Raw genomic sequence first — 13,555 nt, 5'->3', positions numbered from 1 at the left:
TGAAGCGACCGTGATTACTCGGCGGTCGGCGCTTCTTCAGCGGTGCCGACTTCCGGACGATCGACCAGCTCGACGTAGGCCATCGGAGCGTTGTCGCCAACACGGAAACCCATCTTCAGGATACGCAGGTAGCCGCCGTTGCGGTTTGCGTAGCGCGGGCCCAGTTCAGCGAACAGCTTCAGGACCATTTCGCGGTCGCGCAGGCGCGAGAACGCCAGACGCTTGTTGGCCAGGGTGTCGGTCTTGCCAAGGGTCAGGATCGGCTCGACGACGCGGCGCAGTTCCTTGGCTTTCGGCAGGGTGGTCTTGATGGCTTCATGACGCAGCAGCGAAACGGTCATGTTGCGCAGCATGGCCAGGCGGTGGGACGAGGTACGGTTCAGCTTACGGAGGCCGTGACGGTGACGCATGGTACTTCCTTTCGAGTGTTTACATTCCAGTTCTTCGATCGTTCACGCCAGGGCATGACCGCGGACCGGTTTTGGTGGTTAAAGACTGCCCGGACAGACATTGTCCGGGCAGGTACAGCAATTACTTCTCCAGACCTGCCGGTGGCCAGTTTTCCAGCTTCATGCCCAGGGTCAGGCCACGGGATGCCAGCACTTCCTTGATTTCGTTGAGCGACTTGCGGCCCAGGTTCGGCGTCTTCAGCAGTTCGTTTTCCGAACGCTGGATCAGGTCGCCGATGTAGTAGATGTTCTCGGCCTTCAGGCAGTTCGCCGAACGGACGGTCAGTTCCAGGTCGTCCACCGGACGCAGCAGGATCGGATCGACCAGCGGAGCACGCGACGGTGCTTCGGCGGCGGCTTCGGTGCCTTCCAGGGCAGCGAACACGTTCAGCTGGTCGACCAGCACGCGTGCCGACTGGCGGATCGCTTCTTCCGGGGTGATGACGCCGTTGGTTTCGATGTTGATGATCAGCTTGTCCAGGTCGGTACGCTGCTCGACACGGGCCGATTCCACGGCGTACGACACGCGGCGGACCGGCGAGAACGATGCGTCCAGGATAATGCGGCCGATGGTCTTGTTGGTGTCTTCCGACAGGCGGCGCACGTTGCCCGGCACATAGCCGCGGCCCTTCTCGACCTTGATCTGCATGTCCAGCTTGCCGCCGGCGGTCAGGTGGGCGATGACGTGATCCGGATTGATCAGTTCCACGTCATGCGGCAGGTCGATGTCCGACGCCAGCACGGCGCCTTCGCCTTCCTTCTTCAGGGTCAGGGTGACGGAGTCACGGTTGTGGACCTTGAAGACCACGCCCTTCAGGTTCAGCAGCAGGTCGACGACGTCTTCCTGCACACCGTCCAGCGACGAGTATTCGTGCACGACACCGGCGATCGTCACTTCGGTCGGCGCGTAGCCGATCATCGACGACAGCAGCACGCGGCGCAGCGCGTTGCCCAGGGTGTGGCCATAGCCACGCTCGAACGGCTCCATCACGACTTTAGCGTGACCAGGAGCGATTGCTTCGACATCGATGATACGTGGCTTCAACAGACTGTTTTGCATGAAATGTCCTTTTCAATACCCTCGGCTCGTTACACCGATAAGGCTGATGGCATTAATAGAAAGCGCCTGCTCGGCGAGCAGGCGGTGAGACGAATTCGAATGCGATGGAAGGACAGGAATCGAGGATCCGCTGCGGTGCCAGGCCGTGCCTGCTGCACCCGCACTGCCCCGCCATCGTCCCCCGCACGAGCGGGGTTCGACGACAAGGGGACGGCAAGCCGTCCCCAGTCGACATTAACGCGAGTACAGTTCGACGATCAGCGCTTCGTTGACGTCGGCAGCGATCTCGTTACGCTCCGGGAACGAACGGAAGGTGCCTTCGAACTTCTTGGCATCGACCGAGACCCAGCTCGGGAAACCGACTTGCTCGGCCAGCGACAGTGCTTCAGCGATACGCACTTGCTTCTTGGCCTTTTCGCGCACGGCGATGACGTCGCCGGTCTTGACCTGGTACGAAGCGATGTTCACGACTTGACCGTTGACGGTGAAGGCCTTGTGGCTCACCAGCTGGCGCGCTTCGGCGCGGGTCGAGCCGAAGCCCATGCGGTAGCAGACGTTGTCCAGGCGCGATTCCAGCAGCTTCAGCAGGGTCTCGCCGGTGTTGCCCTTGCGGCGCGATGCTTCAGCGAAGTAGCGGCGGAACTGGCGCTCGAGCACGCCGTAGATACGCTTGACCTTCTGCTTTTCACGCAGCTGGTTGCCGTAGTCCGAGGTGCGAGCACCCGACTTGACGCCGTGCTGGCCTGGCTTGACGTCCAGTTTGCACTTCGAGTCGAGCGAGCGGCGTGCGCTCTTCAGGAACAGGTCGGTGCCTTCACGGCGCGACAGTTTTGCTTTTGGTCCGATATAACGTGCCACGTTGAATCCTTAAAATAATAATCACGCCCCGGAGGCATCGCGAGCGATGCGGCAGGCGCTAGTCCACCGCTGCGTTTCGATGGACGTGGCTTGAAAAAACGCCGGCCGTAGAAACGGCAGACGACAAGAGCCGGGCAGTATAACCCATTTTTGGGCTACTACACCGGTCAATTCGGTAAAACACAACGGGGCGCAAGGCCCCGTTGTTGGCTTTTCGCGACGCAGGCGAGGGTTTGCACCCTCTCCCACTGCCGAGTCAGCGTCGTATTAGATACGACGACGCTTCGGCGGACGGCAGCCGTTGTGCGGAACCGGGGTCACGTCCTGGATTTCGGTGATCTTGATACCCAGGTTGTTCAGTGCACGCACAGCCGACTCACGGCCAGGGCCTGGGCCCTTGATGCGCACTTCCAGGTTCTTCACGCCCGATTCCTGAGCGACCTTGCCTGCGGCTTCGGCAGCAACCTGCGCTGCGAACGGGGTCGATTTGCGCGAACCCTTGAAGCCGGCGCCGCCGGAGGTTGCCCACGACAGAGCATTGCCCTGACGGTCGGTGATCGTGATGATGGTGTTGTTGAAGGACGCGTGCACGTGGGCGATACCCTCGGCAACGTTCTTCTTGACTTTCTTGCGTGCGCGGGCTGCTGCTGCGGCTGCGCTGCTCTGTTGCTTGGCCATGGTCGGTTCCTAGATTATTTCTTGAGCGATTGAGCTGCCTTGCGCGGGCCCTTGCGGGTACGAGCATTGGTGCGGGTACGCTGACCGCGCACTGGCAGGCCCTTGCGGTGACGCATGCCGCGGTAGCAGCCCAGGTCCATCAGACGCTTGATGTTCATGGACAGTTCGCGGCGCAGGTCGCCTTCCACGACAAACTTCGCAACTTCGTCGCGCAGCTTCTCGAGTTCGTTATCGTCGAGGTCCTTGACCTTCTTGTTGGTAGCGATGCCGGTCGAATCGCAGATCTTCTGCGAACGTGGGCGGCCAATACCGTAGATAGCCGTCAGGCCGATCACGGTGTGCTGATGATTTGGGATGTTAACCCCTGCAATACGTGCCATTCGTTATTCCTCGAAATTAACCTTGACGCTGCTTGTGACGCGGCTCGACGCAGATCACACGGACCACGCCCTTGCGCTTGATGATCTTGCAGTTGCGGCAGATCCGCTTGACTGAAGCGTTAACTTTCATTTTGCACTCTCTTCGGTTCGTTTACTTTAATGATTTTTACTTGGTGCGGAACACAATGCGGGCCCGGGACAGGTCATACGGAGTCAACTCCACCGTTACCTTGTCACCCGGGAGAATGCGGATGTAATTCATGCGCATTTTACCCGAGATATGTCCCAGTACCACGTGCCCGTTTTCCAGCTTCACGCGAAATGTTGCGTTCGGGAGATTCTCCAGAATCTCCCCTTGCATTTGGATGACGTCGTCTTTTGCCATACGCTCTATGCCTTCCCCGCTTATCGCGACGGAATTCCGCCCTTGAAATTCGCCTTGCGCAGCAGCGAATCATATTGCTGCGACATGACGTAGTTCTGCACTTGTGCCATGAAGTCCATCGTCACCACAACAACGATGAGGAGCGACGTGCCACCGAAGTAGAAAGGAACTTTCCACTGCGAGGTCATGAACTCCGGCACCAGGCACACCAGGGTGATATAGACCGCACCGGCCAGGGTCAGGCGCATCAGGATCTTGTCGATGTAGCGTGCAGTCTGCTCGCCCGGACGGATGCCCGGAACAAACGCGCCGCTCTTCTTCAAGTTGTCCGCCGTTTCCTTGCTGTTAAATACCAGCGCCGTATAGAAGAAGCAGAAGAACACAATCGCCACCGCATACAGCAACGCGTGGATCGGCTCACCAGTCGTCAGCGAGGCGGCCAGGTCTTTCAGGAACCCGATGAACGGGCCACTGGCGTCCTTGCCTCGCGTGTACCAGTCGACGATCGTCGCCGGGAACAGGATGATCGAGGAGGCGAAGATCGGCGGGATCACGCCTGCCATGTTCAGCTTCAAGGGCAGATGGCTGGTTTGGCCACCGTAGATCTTGTTGCCGACCTGGCGTTTAGCGTAATTGACCAGAATCTTGCGCTGCCCGCGTTCCACGAACACGACGGCATACGTCACGGCCACCACCAGAATCACGATGATGATCGCGGCGATGCTGCTGATCGAACCGTTCGAGACCAGAGTGAACAAGCCACCCAGGGCCGACGGCAGACCTGCTGCGATACCGGCAAAAATGATGATCGAAATACCGTTGCCAAGACCACGCTCGGTGATCTGCTCGCCCAGCCACATGAGGAACATGGTGCCGGTCAGGAGCGTCACCACCGTGACGAAGCGGAAGCCCATGCCCGGATCGAGCACGAGACCAGGCTGCGCTTCGAGCGCGACCGCGATACCGAACGCCTGGAACAGTGCCAGTGCCACCGTGAAGTAACGGGTGTACTGGGTGATCTTGCGGCGGCCGGCTTCGCCCTCTTTCTTCAGCGCCTCGAGTTGCGGCGAGACGATCGATGCAAGCTGCATGATGATCGAAGCCGAAATGTAAGGCATGATGCCGAGGGCGAACACGGTAAAGCGGGACAGGGCGCCACCCGAGAACATGTTGAACATGCCCAGGATGCCGCCTTCGTTCTGCTTGAACAGCGCTGCCAGCTGCACCGGGTCAATCCCGGGGACCGGGATATGAGCACCGATGCGGTACACGACCAATGCGCCAAGCAAAAACCACAGCCGACCCCAGGGGAAGCCGGAAGCGGCGCTTTTACCAAGTTGTGAATTAGTCGCCAATTTTTGCTCCGATCAGGCAGGGCCGCAATTAAGCGACCGAACCGCCAGCTGCTTCGATCGCCGCTTTCGCGCCGGCCGTTGCCTTCAGGCCCTTGAGGGTCACCGCTTTGGTGATCTCGCCCGACAGGATGACGCGCACGTCGCGTGCCACCACCGGCAGGATGCCTGCTTGCTTGAGCACCAGGATGTCGATTTCGCCGACGGCCAGGTTGTTCAGGTCCGACAGACGAACTTCAGCCTTGAAGCTGGCGTTCAGCGACTTGAAGCCGCGCTTCGGCAGACGACGCTGCAGAGGCATCTGACCGCCTTCGAAGCCGACTTTGTGGAAGCCGCCCGAACGCGATTTCTGACCCTTGTGACCGCGGCCGGCAGTCTTGCCCAGGCCCGAGCCGATACCGCGGCCAACGCGACGCTTCGCGTGCTTGGCGCCGTCAGCTGGTTGAATGGTATTGAGTTCCATTGATTTCTCCGTACGTAAGCCCGAGGGCTTACGAAACAACTTTAACGAGGTACGCGACTTTGTTGATCATGCCACGCACAGCTGGGGTGTCCTGCAGCTCGGAGACCGAGTTGACACGACGCAGACCCAGGCCGCGCACGGTGGCACGGTGATCCTGACGGGTACCGATCAGGCCCTTGACGAGCTTGACTTTGACAGTGTTTGCCATGTGTGTTCCCCTTAACCCAGGATGTCTTCAACCGACTTGCCGCGCTTGGCAGCGATGTCGGAGGCAGTGCTCATTTTCGACAGGCCGTCGAGGGTGGCACGAACCAGGTTGTACGGGTTCGACGAACCGGTCGACTTGGCGACCACGTCGGTCACGCCCATCACCTCGAAGATAGCGCGCATTGCGCCACCAGCGATCACGCCGGTACCAGGCTTGGCCGGCATCATCATGACGCGCGACGCGCCGTGACGGCCCGACACGGTGTGGTGCAGCGTACCGTTCTTGAGGGGCACCTTGATCAGGTTGCGGCGGGCTTCTTCCATCGCTTTTTGCACGCCGACAGGAACTTCCTTCGACTTGCCTTTGCCCATGCCGATGCGGCCATCGCCGTCACCGACAACGGTCAGCGCTGCAAAACCCATGATACGACCACCCTTCACCACTTTGGTGACGCGGTTGATCGCGATCATTTTCTCGCGCATGCCATCATCCGGCTTGTCGCTTGCCATTTTCGCTTGCATTTTTGCCATGACGATTCTTCCTTAGAACTTCAGACCGGCTTCACGCGCGGCTTCTGCCAGCGCCTTCACACGGCCGTGGTAACGGAAACCCGAACGGTCGAATGCGACTTCGGTGATTCCTGCTTTCAGTGCTTTCTCTGCGACGCGCTTGCCAACCAGGGCAGCAGCGGCAGCGTTGCCGCCGGCGCCGGTCTTGCCTGCCAGTTCAGCACGCACTTCAGCTTCCAGCGTCGAGGCCGACACCAGCACCTTAGCGTCCGGGCTGATCAGGTTCGCATAGATGTGCAGGTTGGTGCGGTGAACCGACAGACGGTTCACGCCCAGCTGGGCGATCTTGATGCGGGTTTGACGTCCGCGACGCAGACGCGATTGTTTCTTGTCCATGTCAGCTCCGATTATTTCTTCTTGGTTTCTTTAAGCTTCACCACTTCGTCCGAATAACGGACGCCCTTGCCCTTGTAAGGCTCAGGAGCGCGGTAAGCGCGCACTTCAGCGGCCGTCTGGCCGACCTTCTGGCGATCGATACCCTTGATCACGATTTCGGTCGGGGTCGGGGTGGTCGCGGTGACGCCTTCCGGCATCGCGTGCAGCACCGGGTGCGAGAAGCCCAGCGACAGGTTCAGGGCGTTGCCCTGCACAGCTGCCTTGTAGCCCACGCCCACCAGGTTCAGCTTGCGCTCGAAGCCCTTGGTGACGCCGGTAACCATGTTGTTAACCAGGGCGCGCAGGGTGCCCGACATGGCGTTCGATTCACGGGAATCGTCCACCACGTTGAAGGTCAGCGTGCCGTTGTTGTTTTCCACTTTGACCAGGCCGTTCAGGGACTGGGTCAGGGTGCCGAGCGGGCCCTTGACGGTGATCGACGACGCGGTGATCGCGACATCGGTACCTGCCGGGACGGCGATTGGCATCTTAGCTACTCGAGACATGTCTACTCCTTAAGCCACGTAGCACAGCACTTCGCCACCGACACCGGTAGCACGTGCCTTGCGATCGGTCATCACGCCCTGCGGGGTCGAGACGATTGCCACGCCCAGGCCGTTCATGACCGACGGGATCTCGTTCTTGCCTTTGTAGACGCGCAGGCCAGGACGGGACACGCGCTCGATGCGCTCGATGACCGGACGGCCGGTGTAATACTTCAAACCGATTTTCAGTTCAGCCTTGCCACCTTCGGTGGTCACGGCGAAATCTTCGATGTAACCCTCGTCCTTCAGGACGTTGGCGATCGCAACTTTGACTTTCGACGACGGCATGTTGACGGTGGTCTTCGAAACGGTCTGTGCGTTGCGGATGCGGGTCAGCATATCGGCGATAGGATCGCTCATACTCATTGCTTATTCTCCTATTACCAGCTAGCTTTGGTCATACCCGGGATTTCGCCTTTCATGGCGAATTCGCGGAGTTTGGTACGGGCCAGACCGAATTTACGGAAAGTGCCACGTGGACGGCCGGTCATGGCGCAGCGGTTACGCTGGCGGGTCGGGGCCGAGTTGCGCGGCAGAGCCTGCAGCTTCAGGCGCGCTTCGTAACGTTCTTCTTCCGACTTCGACTGGTCGTCGATGATTGCTTTCAGAGCTGCACGCTTTGCGGCGAATTTCTCCACCAGGTCTGCACGCTTCTGTTCGCGGTTAATCAGTGCAAGTTTTGCCATGCTCTTAGTTCCTGAACGGGAATTTGAAGGCGGCGAGCAGCGCTTTGGCTTCTTCGTCGGTCTTAGCGGTGGTGGTGATCGAGATGTTCATGCCACGCAGCGCATCGATCTTGTCGTAATCGATTTCCGGGAAGATGATCTGCTCTTTGACGCCGATGTTGTAGTTGCCACGGCCATCGAAGGATTTGCCGTTGACACCACGGAAGTCACGCACGCGCGGCAGGGCCACGGTGATGAAGCGGTCCAGGAATTCGTACATGCGATTGCCACGCAGGGTGACCATCGTGCCGATCGGGTAGCCTTCGCGGATCTTGAAGCCTGCGATTGCCTTGCGTGCCTTGGTGACGACCGGCTTCTGGCCGGCGATCTTGGTCAGGTCGCCAGTGGCGTGCTCGATGACTTTCTTGTCGGCGACTGCTTCCGACAGACCCATGTTCAGGGTGATCTTGGTCAGGCGCGGGACTTCCATCACCGACTTGTAGCCGAATTTCTCGGTCAGTTCGGCGACGATCTTGTCTTTGTAAATTTGTTGGAGACGGGCCATTTATCTTACCCCTTCACTACTTCGCCGTTCGACTTGAAGACGCGGACTTTTTTGCCGTCCACATCTTTGAAGCCAACGCGATCTGCCTTGCCGGTCGCAGCGTTGAACAGCGCGACGTTCGACACGTGAATCGGCATAGTCTTGTCGACGATACCACCAGTAACACCGGTCATCGGGTTCGGCTTGGTCGCTTTTTTAGCGACGTTGACGCCTTCAACGATGACGTGTTCAGCGTCTACACGCTTCTGAACGACGCCACGCTTGCCCTTGTCTTTACCGGCCAGAACGATGACTTCGTCGTTTTTACGAATCTTATCCATGTCGACTCCTTACAGAACTTCAGGTGCCAGGGACACGATCTTCATGAACTTCTCGGTACGCAGTTCGCGCGTGACCGGTCCAAAGATACGGGTACCGATCGGCTCCAGCTTGCTGTTCAGCAGGACGGCGGCATTGCCATCGAACTTCACCAGGGAACCGTCCTGGCGGCGCACACCTTTAGCGGTACGCACAACCACGGCGTTGTAAATTTCGCCCTTCTTGACGCGACCACGCGGCGCAGCCACCTTCACGGTGACCTTGATGATGTCGCCAATGCTCGCATAACGGCGCTTCGAGCCGCCCAACACCTTGATGCACAGAACTTCCTTGGCACCGGTGTTGTCGGCCACTTCGAGCCGGCTTTCGGTTTGAATCATAGTATTTTCTTTCCCAACTTAAGCCGTAGAAAACCCCACGGAAACCGTGGGCCTGCGGTCAGTCTTGGTCCCGCCATGACGCCCCTGCTGGAGCCCCATGTTTGGGTGATGGACTTTCCATTCGTTACAGGCCGCAGAACCGCGGGGGCATACTGCGGCAACACATGAACGAAGCCCGCTAGTATCACAGATACCAGCGGGCCACGCAAGACAAATTTTTAGGCTTTAGATGACCTGTGCTTGCTGCACAACACGGGTCACGGTCCAGGCCTTCGTCTTCGAGATCGGGCGACCTTCCGTGATCTCGACCGTGTCGCCGGTCTTGACCTGGTTGGTCTCGTCGTGCGCGTGATACTTGTTCGAACGCACGATGATCTTGCCGTACAGCGGGTGCTTCACGTGACGCTCGATCAGGACGGTCACCGTCTTGTCCATTTTGTCGGACACGACCTTGCCGACCAGCGTACGCTTCAGCGCCGTTTTAGTGGTGTCGTTCATTTGGCTTCCTTCGAGTTCATCACAGTCTTCACACGCGCGATGTCGCGACGTACTTTCTTGAGCTGCGCGGTATTGCCCAGCTGCTGGGTAGCGATTTGCATGCGCAGGCCGAACTGGGCCTTCAGCAGCTCATTCAGCTCCTTCTGCAGCGCTTCCTGGTCCTTGCCGCGGAGTTCCGATGCTTTCATATTCAACTCCTGTTATTGGCCGACTTGACGGACCACGAACGTGGTCGCCAGCGGCAGTTTGGCAGCGGCCAGGCGGAACGCTTCGCGCGCCAGTTCTTCAGCAACGCCGTCCATCTCGTACAGGACTTTGCCTGGCTGGATTTCAGCGACGTAGTACTCCGGGTTACCCTTACCGTTACCCATACGGACTTCGGCCGGCTTGTTCGAGATCGGCTTGTCCGGGAAGATACGGATCCAGATACGGCCGCCACGCTTGATGTGACGGGTCATCGCGCGACGTGCAGCTTCGATCTGACGTGCGGTGATACGGCCGCGGGCAACTGCCTTCAGGCCGAACTCACCGAACGACACCGAGGTGCCGCGGGTGTGCGAAATGCCGGTGTTACGGCCCTTCTGCTCTTTACGATACTTTCTGCGGTTTGGCTGCAGCATGCTTATTCTCCTGCTTTCTCAGCAGCCGGCTTGGCAGCGCGGCGGCCTGCTGGTGCGGTACCTGGCTTGGCGCCCGGACGGCCACGGCCGGCAGGCTTGCCGTCATCGCGGCGCGGGCCGCGTGGCTTCTTCTCGTCGGCCGGGGTGTCGATCACTGGTGCTTCGCCCGTTGCCGAACGATCGCCCTTGTAGACCCACACCTTGACGCCGATGATGCCGTAGGTGGTCGATGCTTCGCTGGTGCCGTAGTCGATATCGGCGCGCAGGGTGTGCAGAGGCACACGGCCTTCGCGGTACCATTCGGTACGTGCGATTTCGATGCCGTTCAGGCGGCCCGACGACATGATCTTGATGCCGACAGCGCCCAGACGCATGGCGTTCTGCATCGCACGCTTCATGGCGCGACGGAACATGATGCGCTTTTCGAGCTGCTGGGCGATCGAATCGGCGATCAGCTGCGAATCGATTTCCGGCTTGCGGATCTCTTCGATATTGACGTGCACAGGCACGCCCATGATCTTCGTCAGCGACGACTTCAGCACTTCGATGTCTTCGCCCTTCTTGCCGATCACGACGCCAGGACGCGACGAGTAGATGGTGAAGCGCGCGTTCTTGGCAGGACGCTCGATGACGATACGGCCGACCGAAGCGTTCTTCAGCTTCTTCTTCAGGAAAGCGCGAGCTTCCAGGTCTTCCTTCAGCATTTCGGCGAAGTTGCCGTTGCCAGCATACCAGCGCGACGCCCAGTTACGGGTGACCGCCAGGCGGAAGCCGGTTGGGTGGATTTTCTGACCCATCGTGTGACCCCTTAGTTACCGACAGTCACGTAGATGTGACAGGATTGTTTCGAAATGCGATCGCCGCGGCCCTTCGCACGTGCGGTGAAGCGCTTCAGGATCGGGCCCTTTTCAACGTAGATCTGCACGACCTTCAGCTCGTCGATGTCGGCGCCATCGTTGTGTTCCGCGTTGGCGATTGCCGACTCGAGAACCTTCTTGATGATGGTCGCGCCCTTCTTCGGGCTGAACTGCAGAATGTTGAGTGCTGCGTCAACTTTCTTGCCGCGGATCAGGTCTGCCACCAGGCGGCCCTTTTGTTCCGACAGGCGAACGCCTTTGAGGATTGCTTTAGTTTCCATTATCGTTTCGCCTTCTTGTCAGCAGCGTGGCCCTTGAACGTACGGGTCAGCGCGAATTCGCCGAGCTTGTGGCCGACCATGTTCTCCGACACGTACACCGGCACGTGGACCTTGCCGTTGTGCACGGCGATGGTCAGACCGATGAAGTCAGGAGTGATCGTCGAGCGGCGCGACCAGGTTTTGACTGGCTTCTTGTCTTTGGTCGCTTGCGCGGCTTCGACTTTCTTCACCAGGTGGGCGTCAATGAACGGCCCTTTTTTCAATGAACGAGTCATGTGTTATCCCTTATTTCTTGCCGCGGCGCGAGACGATCATCGACGAAGTGCGCTTGTTCGAACGCGTCTTCTTGCCCTTGGTCTGCTGGCCCCATGGCGACACCGGATGGCGACCTGCTGCCGTACGGCCTTCACCACCACCGTGCGGGTGGTCGATCGGGTTCATGACGACACCACGGACGGTCGGGCGGACACCGCGCCAACGCATCGCACCGGCTTTACCGATCTTGCGCAGGCTGTGCTCGGCGTTGCCGACTTCACCCACGGTTGCACGGCACTCGATGTGCACGCGACGGACTTCACCCGAGCGCAGGCGAACCTGGGCGTAGGTGCCTTCGCGGGCCATCAGGACGACAGCGGCGCCGGCGGTGCGGGCCATCTGTGCGCCTTTGCCCGGCAGCATTTCGACGCAGTGCATCACGGTACCAACCGGGATGTTGCGGATCGGCAGGCAGTTACCGGCCTTGATCGGTGCTTCCGAACCGTTCATCAGGGTATCGCCGACAGCGACGCCCTTCGGAGCGATGATGTACGCACGCTGGCCGTCCGCGTAGCACAGCAGAGCGATGTGCGCGGTACGGTTCGGGTCGTATTCGATACGCTCGACCTTGGCAGGGATGCCGTCCTTCTGGCGCTTGAAGTCGACCAGACGGTAGTGCTGCTTGTGGCCACCGCCGATGTGACGGGTGGTGATGTGACCGTTGTTGTTACGGCCAGCAGTCTTCGATTTCTTCTCAACCAGGGCTGCGAACGGACGACCTTTGTACAGGTCGCTGTTCACAACCTTCACCATGCCGCGGCGGCCTGGGGAGGTTGGCTTCATCTTAACGAGTGCCATTATTTAGCCTCCTCGACAAAATTGATTTCCTGACCCGGCTTGAGGGCCACGAAAGCGCGCTTGGTGTGGTTGCGGCGACCGGTGAAACGGCCCGAACGCTTGACCTTGCCTTCGCGGTTGACGGTTTGCACCGATTCCACTTCGACCTTGAACAGCAGTTCGACGGCAGCCTTGATTTCCGGCTTGGTTGCATCCGGCAGAACCTTGAACACGATCTGTTCGTTCTTTTCAGCGACGAAGGTCGCCTTTTCGGAAATAACCGGAGCCAGCAGCACCTTCATCAGGCGCTCTTCGCTGAATTTGATAGCGGTGCTCATGCGTACATCTCCTCGATCTTGGCCAGAGCAGCTTTGGTGACCAGGACTTTCTTGTAGAACACCAGCGACATCGGGTCAGCCGACTTCGGCTCGACGACGAGCACGTTCGGCAGGTTGCGCGATGCCAGTTCCAGGTTTTCATCGATGGTGTCGGTGATCACCAGGACCGATTCCAGGCCCATGCCCTGCAGCTTTTGCGACAGCAGCTTGGTCTTCGGAGCTTCGATCGACAGGTTTTCGACAACGTTCAGACGGCCTTCGCGGGCCAGCTGCGAGAAGATCGAGCAGATACCTGCGCGGAACATCTTCTTGTTGACCTTGTGCGAGAAGTTCTCGTCCGGGGTGTTCGGGAAGATGCGACCACCGCCGCGCCACAGAGGCGACGACGACATACCAGCACGAGCGCGGCCGGTGCCCTTCTGGCGCCATGGCTTCTTCGTGGTGTGGCTGACTTCTTCACGGTCTTTCTGCTTGCGGTTGCCGCTGCGCGCGTTGGCGGCGTAGGCGACCACGATCTGGTGGATCAGGGCTTCGTTGTATTCGCGGCCGAACACGGTGTCGGCAGCTGCAACGCCGGCGCCAGCTTGACCTTGCTCATTCAGGAGCTGGAGTTCCATAC

Annotated in this window: 27 protein-coding genes; all 27 read right to left on the bottom strand. The window is 59.4% G+C overall.

Features of this window, described 5'->3' with window-relative positions:
* Positions 1-14: 14 nt before the first annotated feature.
* The 27 genes from rplQ to rplD all read right to left on the bottom strand — a co-directional run bounded on the left by rplQ (position 15) and on the right by rplD (position 13,553).
* Complete coding sequence (rplQ, locus tag MasN3_RS03430) at positions 15-410, bottom strand: 50S ribosomal protein L17 (protein ID WP_281912317.1); 396 nt, start codon at positions 408-410, stop codon at positions 15-17.
* Positions 411-531: 121 nt separating this feature from the next.
* Positions 532-1,509, bottom strand: a complete 978-nt coding sequence (locus MasN3_RS03425) for a DNA-directed RNA polymerase subunit alpha (protein WP_027867241.1) — start codon at positions 1,507-1,509, stop codon at positions 532-534.
* A 234-nt stretch (positions 1,510-1,743) separates the two neighbouring features.
* Positions 1,744-2,367: a 30S ribosomal protein S4 gene (gene rpsD, locus MasN3_RS03420; RefSeq protein ID WP_281912314.1), complete on the bottom strand. Its 624-nt coding sequence runs from the start codon at positions 2,365-2,367 to the stop codon at positions 1,744-1,746.
* Positions 2,368-2,634: 267 nt separating this feature from the next.
* Complete coding sequence (gene rpsK / locus MasN3_RS03415) at positions 2,635-3,045, bottom strand: 30S ribosomal protein S11 (protein ID WP_027867243.1); 411 nt, start codon at positions 3,043-3,045, stop codon at positions 2,635-2,637.
* A gap of 14 nt (positions 3,046-3,059) precedes the next feature.
* Positions 3,060-3,425: a 30S ribosomal protein S13 gene (gene rpsM / locus MasN3_RS03410; RefSeq protein WP_027867244.1), complete on the bottom strand. Its 366-nt coding sequence runs from the start codon at positions 3,423-3,425 to the stop codon at positions 3,060-3,062.
* A 16-nt stretch (positions 3,426-3,441) separates the two neighbouring features.
* Positions 3,442-3,555, bottom strand: a complete 114-nt coding sequence (rpmJ, locus tag MasN3_RS03405) for a 50S ribosomal protein L36 (RefSeq protein ID WP_005663407.1) — start codon at positions 3,553-3,555, stop codon at positions 3,442-3,444.
* A gap of 36 nt (positions 3,556-3,591) precedes the next feature.
* The gene (gene infA / locus MasN3_RS03400) at positions 3,592-3,810 is read right to left on the bottom strand and encodes a translation initiation factor IF-1 (protein ID WP_005663428.1); all 219 of its coding nucleotides are present in this window, start codon (positions 3,808-3,810) and stop codon (positions 3,592-3,594) included.
* Positions 3,811-3,830: 20 nt separating this feature from the next.
* Complete coding sequence (gene secY / locus MasN3_RS03395) at positions 3,831-5,165, bottom strand: preprotein translocase subunit SecY (RefSeq protein ID WP_281912301.1); 1,335 nt, start codon at positions 5,163-5,165, stop codon at positions 3,831-3,833.
* A gap of 28 nt (positions 5,166-5,193) precedes the next feature.
* Positions 5,194-5,625 carry a 50S ribosomal protein L15 gene (gene rplO / locus MasN3_RS03390; RefSeq protein ID WP_258826430.1) on the bottom strand — a complete coding sequence of 144 codons (432 nt, stop codon included), beginning with the start codon at positions 5,623-5,625 and terminating at the stop codon, positions 5,194-5,196.
* Positions 5,626-5,653: 28 nt separating this feature from the next.
* Positions 5,654-5,833: a 50S ribosomal protein L30 gene (gene rpmD / locus MasN3_RS03385; protein ID WP_027867247.1), complete on the bottom strand. Its 180-nt coding sequence runs from the start codon at positions 5,831-5,833 to the stop codon at positions 5,654-5,656.
* An 11-nt stretch (positions 5,834-5,844) separates the two neighbouring features.
* Positions 5,845-6,363, bottom strand: a complete 519-nt coding sequence (rpsE, locus tag MasN3_RS03380) for a 30S ribosomal protein S5 (protein WP_183554232.1) — start codon at positions 6,361-6,363, stop codon at positions 5,845-5,847.
* 12 nt (positions 6,364-6,375) lie between these two features.
* A complete protein-coding gene (gene rplR / locus MasN3_RS03375; protein WP_005663438.1) occupies positions 6,376-6,738 on the bottom strand; it encodes a 50S ribosomal protein L18 in 363 nt (120 codons plus the stop codon).
* An 11-nt stretch (positions 6,739-6,749) separates the two neighbouring features.
* Entirely contained in the window at positions 6,750-7,283 is a 534-nt protein-coding gene (gene rplF, locus MasN3_RS03370; protein WP_281912295.1) for a 50S ribosomal protein L6, read from the bottom strand.
* A 9-nt stretch (positions 7,284-7,292) separates the two neighbouring features.
* Positions 7,293-7,688, bottom strand: coding sequence for a 30S ribosomal protein S8 (gene rpsH, locus MasN3_RS03365; protein ID WP_027867250.1), 396 nt, complete (start codon positions 7,686-7,688; stop codon positions 7,293-7,295).
* Positions 7,689-7,702: 14 nt separating this feature from the next.
* Entirely contained in the window at positions 7,703-8,008 is a 306-nt protein-coding gene (rpsN, locus tag MasN3_RS03360) for a 30S ribosomal protein S14 (protein ID WP_005663444.1), read from the bottom strand.
* A gap of 4 nt (positions 8,009-8,012) precedes the next feature.
* A complete protein-coding gene (rplE, locus tag MasN3_RS03355) occupies positions 8,013-8,552 on the bottom strand; it encodes a 50S ribosomal protein L5 (protein ID WP_258826433.1) in 540 nt (179 codons plus the stop codon).
* Between the two features lie 5 nt (positions 8,553-8,557).
* Complete coding sequence (gene rplX / locus MasN3_RS03350; protein ID WP_036208955.1) at positions 8,558-8,872, bottom strand: 50S ribosomal protein L24; 315 nt, start codon at positions 8,870-8,872, stop codon at positions 8,558-8,560.
* A 9-nt stretch (positions 8,873-8,881) separates the two neighbouring features.
* Positions 8,882-9,250, bottom strand: coding sequence for a 50S ribosomal protein L14 (gene rplN / locus MasN3_RS03345; protein ID WP_211519064.1), 369 nt, complete (start codon positions 9,248-9,250; stop codon positions 8,882-8,884).
* 225 nt (positions 9,251-9,475) lie between these two features.
* Positions 9,476-9,748 (bottom strand): 30S ribosomal protein S17, encoded by a 273-nt coding sequence (rpsQ, locus tag MasN3_RS03340; RefSeq protein WP_027867253.1) that lies wholly within the window; start codon positions 9,746-9,748, stop codon positions 9,476-9,478.
* A complete protein-coding gene (rpmC, locus tag MasN3_RS03335) occupies positions 9,745-9,936 on the bottom strand; it encodes a 50S ribosomal protein L29 (RefSeq protein ID WP_027867254.1) in 192 nt (63 codons plus the stop codon). The genes rpsQ and rpmC overlap by 4 nt, the downstream gene beginning before the upstream one ends.
* Before the next feature lie 12 nt (positions 9,937-9,948).
* Positions 9,949-10,368, bottom strand: coding sequence for a 50S ribosomal protein L16 (gene rplP / locus MasN3_RS03330; RefSeq protein ID WP_027867255.1), 420 nt, complete (start codon positions 10,366-10,368; stop codon positions 9,949-9,951).
* Between the two features lie 2 nt (positions 10,369-10,370).
* Positions 10,371-11,165, bottom strand: a complete 795-nt coding sequence (rpsC, locus tag MasN3_RS03325) for a 30S ribosomal protein S3 (protein WP_281912293.1) — start codon at positions 11,163-11,165, stop codon at positions 10,371-10,373.
* An 11-nt stretch (positions 11,166-11,176) separates the two neighbouring features.
* Positions 11,177-11,509: a 50S ribosomal protein L22 gene (gene rplV / locus MasN3_RS03320; RefSeq protein WP_171085678.1), complete on the bottom strand. Its 333-nt coding sequence runs from the start codon at positions 11,507-11,509 to the stop codon at positions 11,177-11,179.
* Positions 11,506-11,781 carry a 30S ribosomal protein S19 gene (rpsS, locus tag MasN3_RS03315; protein WP_005663463.1) on the bottom strand — a complete coding sequence of 92 codons (276 nt, stop codon included), beginning with the start codon at positions 11,779-11,781 and terminating at the stop codon, positions 11,506-11,508. Before rpsS ends, rplV begins: the two co-directional genes overlap by 4 nt.
* Before the next feature lie 10 nt (positions 11,782-11,791).
* Positions 11,792-12,619: a 50S ribosomal protein L2 gene (rplB, locus tag MasN3_RS03310; protein WP_036246291.1), complete on the bottom strand. Its 828-nt coding sequence runs from the start codon at positions 12,617-12,619 to the stop codon at positions 11,792-11,794.
* Positions 12,619-12,936 carry a 50S ribosomal protein L23 gene (gene rplW / locus MasN3_RS03305; protein ID WP_027867259.1) on the bottom strand — a complete coding sequence of 106 codons (318 nt, stop codon included), beginning with the start codon at positions 12,934-12,936 and terminating at the stop codon, positions 12,619-12,621. The genes rplB and rplW overlap by 1 nt, the downstream gene beginning before the upstream one ends.
* The gene (gene rplD / locus MasN3_RS03300) at positions 12,933-13,553 is read right to left on the bottom strand and encodes a 50S ribosomal protein L4 (RefSeq protein WP_036208965.1); all 621 of its coding nucleotides are present in this window, start codon (positions 13,551-13,553) and stop codon (positions 12,933-12,935) included. The genes rplW and rplD overlap by 4 nt, the downstream gene beginning before the upstream one ends.
* Positions 13,554-13,555 lie beyond the last annotated feature (2 nt).

The sequence above is a fragment of the Massilia varians genome (assembly GCF_027923905.1).
In the GTDB taxonomy this organism is placed as follows: domain Bacteria; phylum Pseudomonadota; class Gammaproteobacteria; order Burkholderiales; family Burkholderiaceae_D; genus Telluria; species Telluria varians_B.
Note: the sequence above shows the minus strand (reverse complement) of the source record. Positions and strands in the feature narration are given on the sequence as shown.

What these genes read in the sequence shown, in the direction of transcription:
- rplQ (WP_281912317.1), bottom strand. Translation starts at nt 410, where the DNA reads ATGCGTCACCGTCACGGCCTCCGTAAGCTGAACCGTACCTCGTCCCAC.
- MasN3_RS03425 (WP_027867241.1), bottom strand. Translation starts at nt 1,509, where the DNA reads ATGCAAAACAGTCTGTTGAAGCCACGTATCATCGATGTCGAAGCAATC.
- rpsK (WP_027867243.1), bottom strand. Translation starts at nt 3,045, where the DNA reads ATGGCCAAGCAACAGAGCAGCGCAGCCGCAGCAGCAGCCCGCGCACGC.
- rpsM (WP_027867244.1), bottom strand. Translation starts at nt 3,425, where the DNA reads ATGGCACGTATTGCAGGGGTTAACATCCCAAATCATCAGCACACCGTG.
- rpmJ (WP_005663407.1), bottom strand. Translation starts at nt 3,555, where the DNA reads ATGAAAGTTAACGCTTCAGTCAAGCGGATCTGCCGCAACTGCAAGATC.
- infA (WP_005663428.1), bottom strand. Translation starts at nt 3,810, where the DNA reads ATGGCAAAAGACGACGTCATCCAAATGCAAGGGGAGATTCTGGAGAAT.
- rplO (WP_258826430.1), bottom strand. Translation starts at nt 5,625, where the DNA reads ATGGAACTCAATACCATTCAACCAGCTGACGGCGCCAAGCACGCGAAG.
- rpmD (WP_027867247.1), bottom strand. Translation starts at nt 5,833, where the DNA reads ATGGCAAACACTGTCAAAGTCAAGCTCGTCAAGGGCCTGATCGGTACC.
- rpsE (WP_183554232.1), bottom strand. Translation starts at nt 6,363, where the DNA reads ATGGCAAAAATGCAAGCGAAAATGGCAAGCGACAAGCCGGATGATGGC.
- rplR (WP_005663438.1), bottom strand. Translation starts at nt 6,738, where the DNA reads ATGGACAAGAAACAATCGCGTCTGCGTCGCGGACGTCAAACCCGCATC.
- rplF (WP_281912295.1), bottom strand. Translation starts at nt 7,283, where the DNA reads ATGTCTCGAGTAGCTAAGATGCCAATCGCCGTCCCGGCAGGTACCGAT.
- rpsH (WP_027867250.1), bottom strand. Translation starts at nt 7,688, where the DNA reads ATGAGTATGAGCGATCCTATCGCCGATATGCTGACCCGCATCCGCAAC.
- rpsN (WP_005663444.1), bottom strand. Translation starts at nt 8,008, where the DNA reads ATGGCAAAACTTGCACTGATTAACCGCGAACAGAAGCGTGCAGACCTG.
- rplE (WP_258826433.1), bottom strand. Translation starts at nt 8,552, where the DNA reads ATGGCCCGTCTCCAACAAATTTACAAAGACAAGATCGTCGCCGAACTG.
- rplX (WP_036208955.1), bottom strand. Translation starts at nt 8,872, where the DNA reads ATGGATAAGATTCGTAAAAACGACGAAGTCATCGTTCTGGCCGGTAAA.
- rplN (WP_211519064.1), bottom strand. Translation starts at nt 9,250, where the DNA reads ATGATTCAAACCGAAAGCCGGCTCGAAGTGGCCGACAACACCGGTGCC.
- rpsQ (WP_027867253.1), bottom strand. Translation starts at nt 9,748, where the DNA reads ATGAACGACACCACTAAAACGGCGCTGAAGCGTACGCTGGTCGGCAAG.
- rpmC (WP_027867254.1), bottom strand. Translation starts at nt 9,936, where the DNA reads ATGAAAGCATCGGAACTCCGCGGCAAGGACCAGGAAGCGCTGCAGAAG.
- rplP (WP_027867255.1), bottom strand. Translation starts at nt 10,368, where the DNA reads ATGCTGCAGCCAAACCGCAGAAAGTATCGTAAAGAGCAGAAGGGCCGT.
- rpsC (WP_281912293.1), bottom strand. Translation starts at nt 11,165, where the DNA reads ATGGGTCAGAAAATCCACCCAACCGGCTTCCGCCTGGCGGTCACCCGT.
- rpsS (WP_005663463.1), bottom strand. Translation starts at nt 11,781, where the DNA reads ATGACTCGTTCATTGAAAAAAGGGCCGTTCATTGACGCCCACCTGGTG.
- rplB (WP_036246291.1), bottom strand. Translation starts at nt 12,619, where the DNA reads ATGGCACTCGTTAAGATGAAGCCAACCTCCCCAGGCCGCCGCGGCATG.
- rplW (WP_027867259.1), bottom strand. Translation starts at nt 12,936, where the DNA reads ATGAGCACCGCTATCAAATTCAGCGAAGAGCGCCTGATGAAGGTGCTG.
- rplD (WP_036208965.1), bottom strand. Translation starts at nt 13,553, where the DNA reads ATGGAACTCCAGCTCCTGAATGAGCAAGGTCAAGCTGGCGCCGGCGTT.